The sequence below is a fragment of the Acinetobacter sp. LipI_23 genome (assembly GCF_058243045.1).
This window is the reverse complement of the sequence record NZ_JBZAYJ010000001.1, coordinates 3,398,801-3,414,189: the sequence shown is the minus strand read 5'-3', so window position 1 is coordinate 3,414,189 and position 15,389 is coordinate 3,398,801. Positions and strand designations below refer to the sequence as shown.

The window sequence follows — 15,389 nt, the reverse complement described above, 5'->3', positions numbered from 1 at the left end:
ACATTCACCTAAAATCTTAAAAGTCACACAATGAAAAATCCGCCTAAGATTACCATCTTAAGCGGATTTATTCAGCTTTTCGCAAAAAGTTGCCTCGATTAACTCGACGCACTTTCCTTTTTCAAACGGTCTTTTTCAACAGATTTGTTGATCAAGGTCTGCTGAATAATCGTAATACTGTTGTTGACAATCCAGTACAACACGAGACCCGCAGGGAAGAACAACATAAAGACTGTGAAAACAATCGGCATGATTTTGAAAACTTTCGCTTGCATTGGATCAGCCGGTTGTGGGTTTAAAGACTGCTGAATGAACATCGTTGCGCCCATTAACAGCGGTAAAATAAACCACGGATCCATCGCTGACAAATCTTGAATCCAAAGTAACCATGGCGCATGACGAAGCTCAACAGACTCCATCAACACCCAGTACAACGCAAGGAAGATTGGCATTTGTAATAACAATGGCAAACAACCCGCAAGCGGATTGACTTGTTCACGTTTATACAGTGCCATCATTTCTTGAGAGAAGCGCATACGGTCTTCACCGAACTCTTCTTTCATACGCTGCATTTCAGGTGCAATGACACGCATTTTCGCCATTGAGCGATAGCTCTTAGACGACAACGGCCAAAGAATCAGTTTCACCAAGACCGTTAACAAAATAATTGCCCAGCCCCAGTTACCCACTAAACCGTGGAAGAACTCAAGACCCAAGAACAATAATTTAGCAATTGGCCATAACCAACCATAATCAACAGTTTGGTTTAAACCTGTTGCGAGCTCTTTTAACTCAGATTGAACTTTCGGACCTGAATAGAAGGTCGCGTCAATCTCAGCCACTGTACCAGCAGGTACAGTAATCGTCGGTGAAGTAAAACCAATGATATTCATATCATCCGTTGACTTACGCGACTCTAATTTCGCGACATAAGGTTGACCATTGGCTTGCGTCAATTTTAAGTCACCTGGAATCCAAGCACTCACAAAGTAGTGCTGAACCATAGCAACCCAGCCGCCTTTTGCTTCAACATTCAATTTTTCTTCATTGAAGTTAGCAAATTTAAGCTTGTTATAATGTTCTTCAGGCGAACCCCAAGCACCACCTAAGAAAGTGCCCAGCGTGAAAATACCTTGATCCGATTTGCCTGGATCATCAGAGTTGTCACGTTTGAGTTGACCAAACATTTGACCCTGCCAGTTTTGACCACTGCGGTTCACCACTTTATGGTTCACAACAACAGGATATTCACCTTGCTTAAAGGTAAAGGTTTTAATGATTTCCACACCATCAGCTGTTTTCAGTACCATCGGTACGGTTAACACTTTGATGCTTTTTCCATCTTCAGTTTGAACCGCTTTGGCATCATTCAATGTATAAGCAGATTTTTCAATCTCATACATTGGACGACCGCTACGGTTACTGTCTGGACCATTAAGACCAATTAAACCAGACTGCGCCACATAAGTACGTTTTGCATCACTTTCAAGCATGACAAATGCTTCGTTACTGTCTTTGCTCTTGTCATGGTTTAACAATTCAATACGAACAATATCACCACCTTTAGGATTAATCCAAAGATGATAAAGGTCAGTTTGTACTGAAATAAGCTGTTGATTTACAGATGCTTTTGCTTCTGTAGCTGGTTGCTGAGTCGCGATATTTGCTTGTGGCATATCAGACGCTGCTGAAGCCGTTTGAGCATTTGGCAAATCTGCAGATACTTCATGTGAAACTGCTGCAGCCTGTTGTGGCTGTGGCTGAGTCTCAGCATGTCCATAATCTTTTTGCCAAGCCAAAATGAGCAAATAAGCGACAACAAACATGGCCCCGAGAATGGCAAACCTGGCCCATTGTTGCATATCGATTACCCCAAGTGGTTAGAGTGATTTTGGTTCAAGAAACAATCACGAAAGGGTACAGCAACCAGATGCTTTTGAGAATCTATTTGCTGAAAAGAGATAAAACGAATCCTTTTGTTTGGAACAGGGTCATACCCCGATCCACCCCAAGGATGACAACGGCAAATACGTTTAGTAGCCAACCACACACCACGCACAGCACCATGTGTATGGACTGCTTCCAATGAATATTGAGAACATGTAGGGATATAACGACAACGCGGTCCAAGTAAAGGACTAATCGCAATTTGATAAAATCGAATTAACCAATGCAGTAACCGGACCATTGGCCATCTCTACTTTTGCAGGGAGGGAGCTATTTTTTGATGCTTTTTGGCAAGACGTTGTAATTTTTGCCAAGCAAATTGTAATTGCTGGTGCAACTCTGCATTAGGCACTGTTTCTATCCCCATTTTAGGCATAACCACAATATCTAAAGTTAATTGCTGTTGATGCAAGCGAAAACTTTCGCGAGCCAAACGTTTTACTCTATTTCTTTCGTGTGCACGACGCACTTTCTTTTTAGCAACAACAATACCCAAACGACTTTGAGGTTGTTCGGTCAGTTTTGCTAGAAATAAGAAATGGGGCTGATGCACTTTAAAAAGCGCACCATCGAAGACACTTTTATAATCGGCAGCACAGCGAATACGAACCTCTGTGCTGAAGCCATAAAGTGTAGTCATAACACCCAAAATCGTTTAAGCCTTAACTATTAATTAAACAGTTAAGCTGTGACGACCTTTTGCACGACGACGAGCTAATACTTGGCGACCAGCTTTAGTAGCCATACGAGCACGGAAACCATGAACGCGCTTACGCTTTAATTCAGATGGTTGGAATGTACGTTTCATATCGAAACTCCAAAAATGATCATTCAATGAAGGTTCGCGAGTTTAGTGTTCATTGCTTGAGCTGTCAATGGGAAACCGATTTTCTTGTGAAATTAAGCCTTTTTATTTGTAACAGCAGCTTGAGCTTGCTCTTTTCTCGATAACATTTAAACAACTGCACTTTTTTCTTATACACAACCTAGATTATTGTTTATTAAAGTGATATAAGTTACCAACAAGATTACCCACACAATTATCCACAAGTCTTTAAATTCACTTGCTGTGCATGTTTTTAAATTTAAATTCATTTTGGATCTCCAGTTATCCCCAGAAAACAAGTCTCTTATAAATAAATTCAAATTTATAAATTTAAATTTATTACTATTAGGGTGGCCTTTTTCTGTGGAAATGACACTTTTTTAATTATAAAACAATAAAATATGGTGTGGATAAGATTGTTTTTATAAAATTAATAGTTTGTGGATAACTTTGTGCTATATTCTATCCACAGTTTGCGGATAAACTTATCCACACCAGTATTTGAATTTAAATTTATTTTCATAAGCAGGCTTTTTGAGCAATATCTGCAGAATTTTCCATGACAGATGTGGATAACTTGGTTAGAATGGCGACCCGCTTCGGTGGGTACATAGTGTTTTTATTAATTATTGATGGAATGAATAGGGGTTTCACATGCTTTGGACGGACTGCTTAACTCGCTTGCGACAAGAGCTCTCTGGGAATGTCTTTACAATGTGGATACGCCCTTTAGTTGCAGAAGAGTTAAATGACACACTACGTCTTTATGCTCCCAATCCCTATTGGACACGTTACATTCAAGAACATCACCTAGAATTGATTACAATTTTAGTGGAGCAGCTCTCTGAAGGGCGTGTACGTAAAGTTGAAATTTTAGTCGATTCACGCCCGGGTGCAATTTTATCTGCGAGTGAGCAACCTGCAACGACGACTGCAGCTTTAGAGTCTGCTCCAGCACCTGTTGTGCGTCCGAAAAAAGAAAAAGAAGAAGGGAATTCTAAAAACAGCCGTAAACGTCAGTTAAATCCTTTATTTTCCTTCTCACTTTTTGTGGAAGGTCGTTCAAACCAAATGGCTGCTGAAACGTGTCGTAAGGTTTTAACTCAGTTAGGTGCTTCTCAGCACAATCCCTTATTTTTATATGGCCCGACTGGTTTAGGTAAAACACACTTAATGCAAGCAGTGGGCAATGCCTTGTTGCAAGCCAAACCGAATGCACGTGTCATGTATATGACGGCAGAAAGCTTTGTTCAAGATTTTGTTAGTTCTTTACAACAAGGCAAAGTGGAAGAATTTAAAAAAAATTGCCGATCTTTAGATCTATTGTTGGTCGATGATATTCATTTGTTGGCGGGTAAAGAGGCGAGTTTAGTAGAGTTTTTCTATACTTTTAACGCACTTTTAGATGAATCTAAGCAAATTATTCTGACTTCAGATCGCTATCCAAAAGAATTAACGGAATTAGATCCACGTTTGGTTTCACGCTTTTCTTGGGGCTTGTCGGTTGGGGTTGAGCCACCAGATATTGAAACCCGTATTGAAATTTTGCTGAAAAAAGCAGAAAGCAATGATGTGGAATTACCACGAAACTGTGCGTTATTTATTGCGCAACAAGTGGTTGCAAACGTACGTGAATTGGAAGGTGCGCTGAATAAAGTGGTGGCCATTTCACGCTTTAAGGGTACAGCTATTGATTTGGATGTTGTGCGTGAGTCATTAAAAGATGTCTTGGCCATTCGTGCACGAACCATCAGTACTGAAAATATTCAACGTGTGGTGAGTGAGTACTTTAGAATTCCACTCAAAGAGTTGGTTGGGCCTAAACGGACCCGTATTTATGCTCGTCCACGCCAATTGGCAATGGGCTTGGCACGTGAGTTAACGGGAGACAGTTTCCCTGAAATTGGTATGGCCTTTGGCGGTCGAGATCACAGTACCGTCATGCATGCTTGTGAAAAAGTTTTAAGTCTGCGCGATGAAGATCCGATCTTCAATGAGGACTATAAAAACTTGCAACGCTTGCTGCAAAGTTAAGCAAAATTGCTCAAATTCTATTCTTGCAATGCGGCATGTTCTGCCGCATAGTACACTGCTAAAAACACATTTATTTATTATTTTATCTTCAGTTTTTCGAGGAATGTATCGTGCGTTTAAAAATCGCGAAAGAAAGCTTACTTAATGTTCTATCACATGTCGTAGGAGCGGTTGAACGTCGCCATACTTTAAACATTCTTTCAAATGTTAAAGTGCAAGTGAGCCAAGCGTCGTTGACGATTACAGGTTCGGACTTAGAGGTCGAATTGGTTGCAAGTACCCCTCTTACAGAAGGGGCGTGTTTACAAGCGGGTGAAACGACCGTTCCTGCACGTAAGTTGATGGATATTTGCAAATCTTTACCGACTGCAGCACTGATAGACTTACAAATTACTGAAGATCAGCGTTGTATTTTAAAGTCTGGTAATAGCCGTTTTGTGTTGGGGACTTTACCCGCTGAAGATTACCCGTTATTGACCACAGAGAACACGCAAGGCACGCAAGTTGCGGTGACACAGCGTGAATTAAAGCGCCTATTTGAAAAAACTGCATTTGCTATGGCGGTGCAGGATGTGCGTTTTTATCTCACGGGAACCTTACTTGAAATTGATAATAATCAACTGCGTGCAGTGACCACAGACGGCCACCGTTTAGCTCTGTGTGAAACTGTCGCTAGCTCAAATGCCACTCAATTGATTCAAGCGATTGTTCCACGTAAAGCAGTGGGCGAATTACAACGTTTATTGAGCATTGAAGATGAACAATTGGCGTTGTTAATCGGTCGTGAACTATTGAATGTGACTATTTCTATTGCCAGTCGTGACAAAGAACAAGGGGATACCACGGTTCGTTTCACCACAAAACTGATTGACGGTAAGTTCCCTGATTATCGCCGTGTGATTCCACGTGGTGGGGATAAAAATGTGTTAATTGCACATGATGTCTTTAAGCAATCTTTACAACGTGTTTCGATTTTAAGTAATGAAAAACTACGTGGTGTGTTCTTAAACTTTGCCGCAGACACTTTGCAGCTGCGTGCCAATAACCCAGAGCAAGACGAAGCCGTAGAGGATTTGGCGATTCAATATAATAATGCGCCAATGGAAATGTCTTTTAATGCCCAATATATCTTGGAAGTCTTAGGCGCATTGGATGGTGATGATGTGTCAATGACGATGACCGAAGCAAATCAATCGGTTCTAGTGCAAGATCCAGCTCATCAAGATCAGACCTATGTGGTCATGCCAATGCGTGTTTAAGCCCTAGGTTCAGGCATGCAAATCACGCGTTTAAACATCGAACGTGTTCGAAATCTCAGAACGGTTGCTCTCCATGGATTGCAACCGTTTAATGTTTTTTATGGACAAAATGGTTCAGGTAAAACCTCAATTTTAGAAGCCATTCATCTGTTGGCGACTGGGCGTTCCTTTCGGACCCATATTCCGAAACACTATATTCAAACCGACACCCAAGACGCGATTGTCTTTGCCCAATCCAGTTCTGAAAAAATAGGGATGCAAAAGCTGTTGTCTGGTGAACAGCTCATCAAGGTCAATGGCGACAACATTGCCACTCAAGGTCAATTGGCTAAAATTCTTCCTTTGCAACTGATTGATCCGCAAAGTACCGATATTATTGATCATGGTGCCAAGCCTAGACGGCAACTATTAGATTGGCTGATGTTCCACGTGGAACCTGAGTTTTATCATGCATGGCAATATTATTCACGTGCTTTAAAACAGCGTAATAGTTTACTAAAAACACGACGGAATCTAAGTCTGGCAGATTTGGAGCCGTGGAACAAAATGCTGTGTGATTATGGGGAAATGTTGCATTCGCAGCGCGTCAGCATTGTGGAGCAGTGGAAGGGCTTTTTTGAGCAAGATTTAAAACACCTGCTGCCAGATATCGAGGTTCAGTTAGAATATAGCCCTGGCTTTCATACCGAGTTAGGGTTACTGAATGACCTGCAAAGTCACCATCAAAAAGACCTTGAACGGCGATATACCGAGTATGGTCCACACAAGGCAGATTTGCGTTTAAAAACAAGCCTTGGCGATGCCGATGTCGTACTGTCACGTGGACAAAAAAAGCTGTTAATCATAGCCTTAAAACTGTCACAGATTGCAATGCTACATGCTTGTAATAAGGAAACTGTGGTATTATTAGATGATCTGACAGCAGAATTAGATTTAACAGCACAACAACGTTTAATTGAGCGATTGAGCCAACTGGGTAGTCAAGTTTTTATTACCACTTTAGAGTATGAATCAGTCAAAAATCACTTACATGATTTATCTATTTCTTATCAATTATTCTGTGTTGAAAACGGTCAAGTTCAAGTTGTCGCACAATGATTTTAGATTTTACCCATCACGGGATAGACCTATTTTTCGCTAGGGAGAAACCATGAGTTCAGAAGATCAACAAGCTGCTTCTCAAACGGAACAAACCACAGAAAAAGCTTATGATTCCTCTAGTATCAAAGTATTACGTGGATTGGACGCAGTACGTAAACGTCCGGGTATGTATATTGGCGATACGGATGATGGTTCAGGCTTACACCATATGGTGTTTGAGGTGGTGGATAATGCGATCGATGAGGCGCTTGCAGGTCACTGTGATGAAATTTTGGTGACGATTCACGAAGATGAATCTGTAAGCGTATCGGACAATGGGCGCGGTATTCCGACCGATATTCACCCTGAAGAAGGGGTTTCTGCCGCAGAAGTGATTTTAACCATTCTGCATGCAGGTGGTAAGTTTGATGACAATAGCTACAAGGTTTCAGGTGGTCTACATGGTGTAGGCGTATCGGTTGTGAATGCCTTGTCACGTAAGTTGGAACTGACGATTCATCGTGCAGGTCATATTCATCAACAAGAATATAAACACGGTGATCCGGTTTACCCACTGACTGTTGTGGGGGATACGGATACCACAGGAACAACTGTCCGTTTTTGGCCAAGTGCTGAAACTTTTAGCCAAACCATTTTCAATGTCGATATTCTAGCGCGTCGTTTACGTGAATTGTCTTTCTTAAACGCGGGCGTGCGCATTGTTTTGCGTGACGAGCGTATTCATGCAGAACATGTGTTTGACTACGAAGGCGGTCTGTCTGAGTTTGTGAAATATATTAACCAAGGCAAAACCCATCTGAACGACATTTTCCATTTCACCGTACAGGCTGAAAATGGCATTGGTGTAGAAGTGGCGTTGCAGTGGAATGATACCTATCAAGAAAATGTACGTTGCTTTACCAACAACATTCCACAAAAAGATGGTGGAACGCATTTAGCGGGTTTCCGTGCGGCATTAACGCGTGGTCTAAACAGCTACATGGAAAACGAAAACTTACTCAAAAAAGAGAAAGTAGCGGTTTCTGGTGATGATGCACGTGAAGGTTTAACTGCGATTGTTTCAGTGAAAGTGCCTGATCCGAAGTTCTCTTCTCAGACCAAAGAAAAGTTGGTTTCAAGTGAAGTGAAACCTGCGGTTGAGCAGGCAATGAATAAATCATTCTCTGAATATTTGCTTGAAAACCCGCAAGCTGCAAAATCAATTGCAGGAAAAATCATTGATGCGGCACGTGCTCGTGATGCAGCACGTAAAGCGCGTGAAATGACGCGTCGTAAAAGTGCGTTAGACATTGCAGGCTTACCAGGTAAGCTCGCAGATTGCCAAGAAAAAGACCCTGCATTATCTGAATTGTATCTGGTCGAGGGTGACTCTGCAGGCGGTTCAGCAAAACAAGGCCGTAACCGTAAGATGCAAGCGATTTTACCGTTGAAAGGTAAAATCTTAAACGTGGAACGTGCGCGTTTTGACAAGATGATTTCATCTCAAGAAGTCGGCACGCTGATTACAGCATTGGGTTGTGGTATTGGTCGTGAAGAGTACAATCCGGACAAATTGCGTTATCACAAAATCATCATCATGACCGATGCTGACGTGGATGGTTCGCACATTCGTACCCTATTGTTGACCTTCTTCTTCCGTCAAATGCCTGAGCTGGTGGAGCGTGGTTATATCTATATTGCTCAGCCACCGCTGTATAAGCTGAAAAAAGGCAAGCAAGAGCAGTATCTTAAAGATAATGATGCGCTTGAAACCTATTTAATTTCAAATGCGATTGATGAGCTTGAATTGCATATCAGTGCTGCTGCACCTGCAATCCGTGGTGAAGCTTTAGCGAATGTGATTGCAGACTATCAAACGTCTCAGAAGAGCTTACAGCGTTTAACTGTGCGTTATCCTGCCAGTGTCTTAGATGCGTTGATTTCGGTTGAAGGCTTTAAGCTTGATCAAAACCATGACCGAGCTTATGTTGAGCAGTGGGCTGAACAAGTGCGCAGTGCTGTGGCAGAGATTCAACCGAGCTTGCGTCCTGAGTTAAGCTTAGAAACGTTTGAAAAAGAACTGGCAGATGGTCAAAAGATCGAGACTTACTTGCCTCGTATCACCATCTATGTACACAATCTGCCGCACAGCTACTTATTAGATGCAGGCTTATTGGGTTCTGGTGAATATGCACGTTTGTTGAAAAACTCCAAGAGTTGGTTCACGTTGTTGGAAGATGGCGCATACCTACAAAAAGGTGATCGCAAGATTGCAGTCACTAACTTCCATCAGGTATGGCAGCATATTTTGTCTGATTCGCGTCGTGGCATGATGATTCAACGCTATAAAGGCTTGGGTGAGATGAATGCGGACCAGCTTTGGGAAACTACCATGGATCCTGAAAACCGTAACATGTTGCAAGTTACCATTCAGGATGCGATTGAAGCCGATCGTATGTTCTCTTGTTTGATGGGTGACGATGTGGAACCACGTCGTGCATTCATTGAGGAAAATGCATTGAATGCGGACATTGATGCCTAAGCGCTTTACAAAATAAGCCAAAAAAGCACCCTACGGGGCATTGCTGTCCCACAATTTTTCACAAGAGAAAGCTCAAATGAGCTTCCTCTTGTTTTATGGGTATTTTATCGGGTGAAAATAAAGCTTTTAAAGTTCTTCTTTCAAACAAATTCACTTGAATTATTCTGAGTAAACGTTGAACTGTCCAACCTGTTTTTCCTAAATGTTGAGCGAAACTCACCAATAAATAGGCGATCATCGCAATCCAGATTTGTGTCTGAATTGCGTTCCTGCTGCGGCCTAGAAACGCTTTTAATTTGAGATTCTGCTTAATCGCCTTAAAGAACAGCTCAACTTTCCAACGATCTTTATAAATCGCCGCAATGGTGGAGGCGGCTAAATGAAAGTTATTGCTGAGAAAGCTAAAGTGCTTGCCACTTTGCTGATCTCTATATTCAATTCTTCTTAACACTGGGGCTTTTCTTTTTAGGGCATGTGCGCTATTCAGCTGAATGGTTTCATCTTTTAGAATACCTTTGGATTCAAGCACTGGATGTTGCTGGATCACCTGATACACAGATTTAGGCCTAAAACGTGTGACAAATCCAATGTTTTGAGCAGTCAGATTTGCATACCATTGGTAATCGACATAGCCTTTATCAAAAACTACAATGCTGCCAGCAGGAAACTGGAATTTGCGGCCTTGTACCATGTCATTTTCTTTGCCATTTTCAACTGCAACAAACTCAGGAATATCATTGCTGTGATTCAATCCTATACTGAGTTTCATGCTGGCTTTTGAGTCGTGAACTTTGGCCCATTCACATAGGGAAAGCGACAGGTCAATATGACTGGCATCCAAGGAATACAAGGGATTCTTAAAGCGAAATTTATGAGCTACTTTTGAGTGTTCATAGTATTTAAGCAACTTGTAAAATAGCTGTTGATACAAGGCAGCAGGCTGCTGCTCATTGATTCGTGCCAGCGTGCTTCGGGGAATAGACTTTGCTCCGAGATGACTTAGCTTTTCCTGTTGGCACTCCAAATTGGATTGAATATCTCTCAGACTTTGCCTACAAGAGAATTGAGACATCAATATGGCAATAAACTGATCCCACCGGGAAGCCGCTCTAAATTTCTGTCCAACATGGTGTACTTTAGCAAGTTGTTCAAAATCCTGTCGCACAACAGGTTTAATTAGCTCATGAAATACGGTATTCTGATGTGACAAAACCTGAATCCTGGTCGTTAAAGTGTTTGTTTGCACTCATATTTTAACTGTTAGGACTCAGGTTTTTTTATTTAAAGCAAACTATGGGACAGCAGTGCCCTACGGGGTGCTTTTTTTTACAGCATTTTTTATGATTTTGAATAAAATATAAGCAATGCACACTGTTATTAAACTGACTTATAGCGATGTCATGATGTGAGTATCAAGTCTTTTGCACAGTGCAAAATGTGAGGTCATTATGATGGATAATCAACTAGAACAAGTACGCGACATTTGGGTGAATGCATTTTTTACGGGCAATTATGAAGTTTTAGCTCAATATGAAGATGAGCATTTTAAAGTGGTCTATGAGCAAGCTGATCGTGTAGAGAGTAACTATACGCGTTATGAAAAGATCGCACATGCTGTGAAAAATGGCGTTTGGAAACCTCAAAAACCCGACGTCGAATTTGAAGAATTTGAGTTTAACCGTGACCAAACACGCTGTCAGGTGTTGATCGGTTTGGTTGAAAATCGCCAACAAATCCAAGAAACATGGGCCTTTGATCAGGGTTGGAAAATACAAGAATTACGTTTTCTAAAGGCGCAAAGAGCCGTATTAAATTAAGGAAAAAGAGCGCAAAAACAGGATGGATTTGCCTAAAACAACTGAATAAATAAACAGCATTGGCCTGTGGATAAATAAAAATAGCACTTTATATCAGCTGCTAAAATACGTATAATTTTATCCACAGTTGTTCTAGGTACAGTCTTTAAATTTAAAACCATGTCTTATTTTTAAATTTAAATCGATCTTTTAAATTTATTCCCTCTTTTTAAATTCAAAACTTGTTGTACTGAAAGGTGCATGTCTGAACATGATGGATATTCGCTGTCTGTTGTGAAGGTTGTATTTGGCTTTAAGCTGTGAAATTCACGGAAATAGGGCTGTATATAGTTGAATATTCAATTAATTAAGCTAAATTAAACAATCTTGTTTTTTGCTTTTTAAGAATATCTAAACAATAAAAATCAATCAATTTATCGCTTTATTTATTAAGAAATAATTTTAATTTCAATCACTTATAAATTATTTAAAATGCTCAGACTATGTGGGTGCATTTCCTATTGAGTTATATGCATAGACCGAAAAGGCACGTTTTTCGAGATCGATTGGTGTTGCAGCAAAGTAAATAAATCAAAATGGTTAAGACATAAAAATGCCCGCCATGCATAAACAGAGCGGGCAGGGTGTATGAGGAAAGATTATTCGTTTTCGAATGAGCTTTCGAGCTCTTCAAGTTCCATCATCAGCTCTAGCATTTGTTCTTCAGCTTCACTGACTTGGTTTTTAAGTTCGGTTTGCTCATTCATCAGTTTCATGAGTTCATCTTTGCGTGCAGCATCATATAGGCCAGCATCACCGAGTAAACTTTCGATGTCGAGTAAACGTGGCTGGTGTTTTGCCAGCAGGTTTTCACATTTTTCGATGTTTTTACGAATCGGGCGCGTTTGTTCACGGCGTTGTGCGGCCAATTTACGCTGCGCTTCTTTATCAACTTTAGAAACGATAGTTTTTTGAGTGCTGACTTTAGACACGATCGGCGCTACGATTCCGCCTTGTTTAATCATTTCTAGGCGCGCTTGGCGTAACCAGTTGGCATAATCGTGTAGATCACCTTCAAATTCGGTCGATTTTCCAGCATGGACTAAAATGAGGTCATCACACACGCTGGCAATCAGTTGGCGTTCATGCGAAACCAAGACCACAGCACCTTCATAGTCTTGTAAAGCCATGGTCAGGGCATGGCGCATATCTAAGTCTAAATGGTTGGTCGGTTCATCTAGAATCAAGACATTGGGACGTAACCACACGATTAAAGCCAGTGCCAAACGTGCACGTTCGCCACCAGAGAAACTCTCGCAAGGGGTATCCATCCGTTCGCCACTAAAGCCGAAACTGCCTAAAAAGGCACGTAAGGTCGCTTCACTGATTTTTTTATCCGCAATGCGTGCCAATTGCAGCATTGGGCTGGCCGACTCATCCAGTGAATCCATTTGATGCTGCGCAAAATAGCCAATATTTAGCAGTTCTGAGGCTTTACGTTGTCCTGCCAATAAAGGTAAATCACCGACCAAAGATTTGATTAAAGTCGATTTACCTGCACCATTCATCCCCAATAAGCCAATCCGGCTCGTCGGGGTGATTTGTATGTTGATATTGGTGGCAATCAGTTTTTCACCATAACCAATATCAGCCTGTTCTAGAGTCAGCAGTGGTGAACTCATTTTAGTGGGTTCACGGAAGCTAAAGGTAAAAGGGGTATCGACATGTGCAGGCGCAAGCAGCTGCATCCGTTCCAATTGTTTAATTCGGCTTTGTGCCTGACGTGCTTTAGTGGCTTGGGCTTTAAAACGGTCAATATATTTTTGAATATGTGCCCGTGTTTCGAGCTGCTTTTCATAGGCTTGTTGTTGTTGTGCTAAGCGTTCTGCACGAGTGGTTTCAAAGGTAGAATAGTTACCGCTATAGAGGGTGAGTTCTTGATTTTCGATATGCAAAATACGGTTGGTAATGGCATCTAAGAAATCGCGGTCATGCGAAATTAAAATTAGGGTGCCCGTATAGGCATTTAACCAATCTTCTAACCATAAAATAGCATCGAGATCTAAGTGGTTGGTTGGTTCATCCAGTAATAATAGATCCGAACGGCTCATCAAAGTACGCGCTAAGTTTAAACGCATTCGCCATCCACCAGAGAAACTCGAAACTAAGAGTTGGTTTTGATGTTCCATAAAACCCAGACCCGCCATAAGCTGAGCGGCTTTAGCGGGCGCGGAATAACCGTTAATTTCGTCGAATCGGCCATGTAAATCAGCCAGTTCAGTGTCAGTTAACTGTTCAGGATGGTTGAGCTGTTGTTGAATGTTCCAATATTCTTCATCACCGGTCAGGACGAAATCAATCGCGGCCATATCTAAGGCTTTTACTTCCTGCGCCATGTGCGCCACTGTCCATACGGCAGGGCGGCTTAGGGTGCCATCATCAGGACCTATCGAGCCTAAGAGCGCAGCAAACAGGGTTGATTTTCCAGCACCGTTGACACCGGTAAGACCAACTTTCCAACCCGGATGGATTTGCATGGAGGCTTTTTGAAATAACACTCGTCCACCACGGCGCAATGAAACTTGATCAAGCTGAATCATGGAACTATCAAATATCAGAAAAAGGTGCGCCTATTCTAATGGATGCGTCAGCAAAAGACTAAACATTCAAAATTTATCTGAACTGAAATCTCTAAGCGTTTCTTTATAAGGGGAGGATGAAACCATTTGACCTTTGGTCGGAAAGCCAAAAGTTGACCTTTTTTGACCTATATTGAGGAATAGCACACAGATATATTTCCCCAGTAAAACAAAAAATATGAAGGGATAATAATGAAAAGAAAAGGATTTTTTATTTTATCGACGCTAGCACTGTGCGGCTTCTCAAGTATGGTGCAGGCGAAGCAGCAGGTGTGTGTCTTCGACCTATTGGGTAAAGCAGGGGAATCTTATAAATTCTTAGAAGAATGGGCTTTGGTCAGTAAAAAATGGGGTGCACAGGTACAGTTGATTTCATTTCAGGACGAAGACTTAGCCGATAAAGCTTTTCAAAATGATAAATGCGATGCGGTGTATATGACCTCGATGCGCGCGCGCACCTATAACAAGTTCGCAGGTTCGATTGATGCCTTAGGCGGAGTACCAAGCAATAAAATTGCACAAAAGGCGGTGGAATATGTACTCGATCCCAGAAATACCAAGCGCATGACTACTACGCTGCAAGGGGACAGTTATGAAGTGGCAGGCATTGGCTTGATTGGTTCAGCCTATATTTTTGTAAAGGACCGAAGTCTAAATACCATCGAAAAAGCGCAAGGTAAAAAATTTGCCATTCTGCATTATGACCGGGCACAACGGGTGATGGTAGAGCGAGTGGGCGCTGTACCTGTGATGTCGGATATTTCCAACTTTATAAAAAAGTTTAATACAGGCGAAGTCGATGTGGTTGCTGCACCTGCATATGCCTATAAACCCTTAGAAATTGAAAAAGGTCTAGGCTCTAAAGGGGCTATGCTTAACTTTCCCGTGGTCAATGTCACTGCAGATTTAATTGTCAGACCCGAGCGTTTTCCTGCTCAATTTGGCGAGCAATCACGGCAATGGTTTTTGCAAAAAATTCCGCAATCCTTTGCTATGGTCCAGCGACTTGAAGCTGCGATTCCCAGTAAAATCAAAATGCAGCTCAGCAAAGAAGACAAAGAAAAATATCAGCGTTTGCTACGGGAAGGGCGCATTGATTTAACCAAACAAGGAGTCTATGACCCAGGCATGATGCGCGTGTTGAAAAAAGCCCGTTGTACGGTTGAACGTACCAACTTTGAATGTTCATTGGGCGGTGAATAAGGCGAAAATCTGTATTTCTTTGTAATATTAAGCATCATTCATGTAAAACGGATGATGTAGGAT

The 15,389-nt window shown here is 41.6% G+C and carries 12 protein-coding genes; 6 read left to right on the top strand and 6 right to left on the bottom strand.

The window, feature by feature from the left end:
* Positions 1-98 precede the first annotated feature (98 nt).
* Genes yidC through rpmH form a run of 4 tightly spaced genes read right to left on the bottom strand, consistent with a single transcriptional unit; the run spans position 99 to position 2,755 of the window.
* Complete coding sequence (gene yidC / locus AC4CVD_RS16810) at positions 99-1,862, bottom strand: membrane protein insertase YidC (RefSeq protein ID WP_130234849.1); 1,764 nt, start codon at positions 1,860-1,862, stop codon at positions 99-101.
* A gap of 5 nt (positions 1,863-1,867) precedes the next feature.
* Complete coding sequence (yidD, locus tag AC4CVD_RS16805; RefSeq protein ID WP_004977726.1) at positions 1,868-2,188, bottom strand: membrane protein insertion efficiency factor YidD; 321 nt, start codon at positions 2,186-2,188, stop codon at positions 1,868-1,870.
* A gap of 9 nt (positions 2,189-2,197) precedes the next feature.
* Positions 2,198-2,587 carry a ribonuclease P protein component gene (gene rnpA / locus AC4CVD_RS16800; RefSeq protein ID WP_039890852.1) on the bottom strand — a complete coding sequence of 130 codons (390 nt, stop codon included), beginning with the start codon at positions 2,585-2,587 and terminating at the stop codon, positions 2,198-2,200.
* 33 nt (positions 2,588-2,620) lie between these two features.
* On the bottom strand, positions 2,621-2,755 hold the full coding sequence (gene rpmH, locus AC4CVD_RS16795) for a 50S ribosomal protein L34 (RefSeq protein ID WP_000831329.1): 135 nt from the start codon (positions 2,753-2,755) through the stop codon (positions 2,621-2,623).
* A 672-nt stretch (positions 2,756-3,427) separates the two neighbouring features.
* Between rpmH and dnaA the strand changes: the two genes are divergently transcribed.
* From dnaA to gyrB, 4 genes are all read left to right on the top strand, one after another.
* Positions 3,428-4,807, top strand: coding sequence for a chromosomal replication initiator protein DnaA (gene dnaA / locus AC4CVD_RS16790; protein ID WP_004697428.1), 1,380 nt, complete (start codon positions 3,428-3,430; stop codon positions 4,805-4,807).
* Positions 4,808-4,917: 110 nt separating this feature from the next.
* Positions 4,918-6,066 (top strand): DNA polymerase III subunit beta, encoded by a 1,149-nt coding sequence (gene dnaN / locus AC4CVD_RS16785; RefSeq protein WP_234304299.1) that lies wholly within the window; start codon positions 4,918-4,920, stop codon positions 6,064-6,066.
* A 15-nt stretch (positions 6,067-6,081) separates the two neighbouring features.
* Entirely contained in the window at positions 6,082-7,164 is a 1,083-nt protein-coding gene (gene recF / locus AC4CVD_RS16780) for a DNA replication/repair protein RecF (protein WP_238893032.1), read from the top strand.
* A 52-nt stretch (positions 7,165-7,216) separates the two neighbouring features.
* Positions 7,217-9,688 carry a DNA topoisomerase (ATP-hydrolyzing) subunit B gene (gene gyrB / locus AC4CVD_RS16775; RefSeq protein WP_184119137.1) on the top strand — a complete coding sequence of 824 codons (2,472 nt, stop codon included), beginning with the start codon at positions 7,217-7,219 and terminating at the stop codon, positions 9,686-9,688.
* A gap of 58 nt (positions 9,689-9,746) precedes the next feature.
* Here gyrB and AC4CVD_RS16770 read toward each other — a convergent pair whose 3' ends face one another.
* Entirely contained in the window at positions 9,747-10,898 is a 1,152-nt protein-coding gene (locus AC4CVD_RS16770) for an IS4-like element ISAbe18 family transposase (protein WP_058951619.1), read from the bottom strand.
* 238 nt (positions 10,899-11,136) lie between these two features.
* Between AC4CVD_RS16770 and AC4CVD_RS16765 the strand changes: the two genes are divergently transcribed.
* Positions 11,137-11,505: a hypothetical protein gene (locus AC4CVD_RS16765; RefSeq protein ID WP_490753459.1), complete on the top strand. Its 369-nt coding sequence runs from the start codon at positions 11,137-11,139 to the stop codon at positions 11,503-11,505.
* Positions 11,506-12,143: 638 nt separating this feature from the next.
* Here AC4CVD_RS16765 and AC4CVD_RS16760 read toward each other — a convergent pair.
* Positions 12,144-14,084, bottom strand: a complete 1,941-nt coding sequence (locus tag AC4CVD_RS16760; RefSeq protein WP_130234844.1) for an ATP-binding cassette domain-containing protein — start codon at positions 14,082-14,084, stop codon at positions 12,144-12,146.
* 231 nt (positions 14,085-14,315) lie between these two features.
* On the opposite strand from AC4CVD_RS16760, the gene AC4CVD_RS16755 reads away from it, so the two are divergent.
* A complete protein-coding gene (locus AC4CVD_RS16755; protein WP_171263905.1) occupies positions 14,316-15,326 on the top strand; it encodes a putative solute-binding protein in 1,011 nt (336 codons plus the stop codon).
* Positions 15,327-15,389: the final 63 nt, after the last annotated feature.

Bases quoted from the DNA above. Each gene is read 5' to 3' on its own strand.
- yidC (WP_130234849.1), bottom strand. From the start codon at position 1,862: ATGCAACAATGGGCCAGGTTTGCCATTCTCGGGGCCATGTTTGTTGTC.
- AC4CVD_RS16765 (WP_490753459.1), top strand. From the start codon at position 11,137: ATGATGGATAATCAACTAGAACAAGTACGCGACATTTGGGTGAATGCA.
- dnaA (WP_004697428.1), top strand. From the start codon at position 3,428: ATGCTTTGGACGGACTGCTTAACTCGCTTGCGACAAGAGCTCTCTGGG.
- recF (WP_238893032.1), top strand. From the start codon at position 6,082: ATGCAAATCACGCGTTTAAACATCGAACGTGTTCGAAATCTCAGAACG.
- AC4CVD_RS16760 (WP_130234844.1), bottom strand. From the start codon at position 14,084: ATGATTCAGCTTGATCAAGTTTCATTGCGCCGTGGTGGACGAGTGTTA.
- yidD (WP_004977726.1), bottom strand. From the start codon at position 2,188: ATGGTCCGGTTACTGCATTGGTTAATTCGATTTTATCAAATTGCGATT.
- rpmH (WP_000831329.1), bottom strand. From the start codon at position 2,755: ATGAAACGTACATTCCAACCATCTGAATTAAAGCGTAAGCGCGTTCAT.
- AC4CVD_RS16755 (WP_171263905.1), top strand. From the start codon at position 14,316: ATGAAAAGAAAAGGATTTTTTATTTTATCGACGCTAGCACTGTGCGGC.
- rnpA (WP_039890852.1), bottom strand. From the start codon at position 2,587: ATGACTACACTTTATGGCTTCAGCACAGAGGTTCGTATTCGCTGTGCT.
- gyrB (WP_184119137.1), top strand. From the start codon at position 7,217: ATGAGTTCAGAAGATCAACAAGCTGCTTCTCAAACGGAACAAACCACA.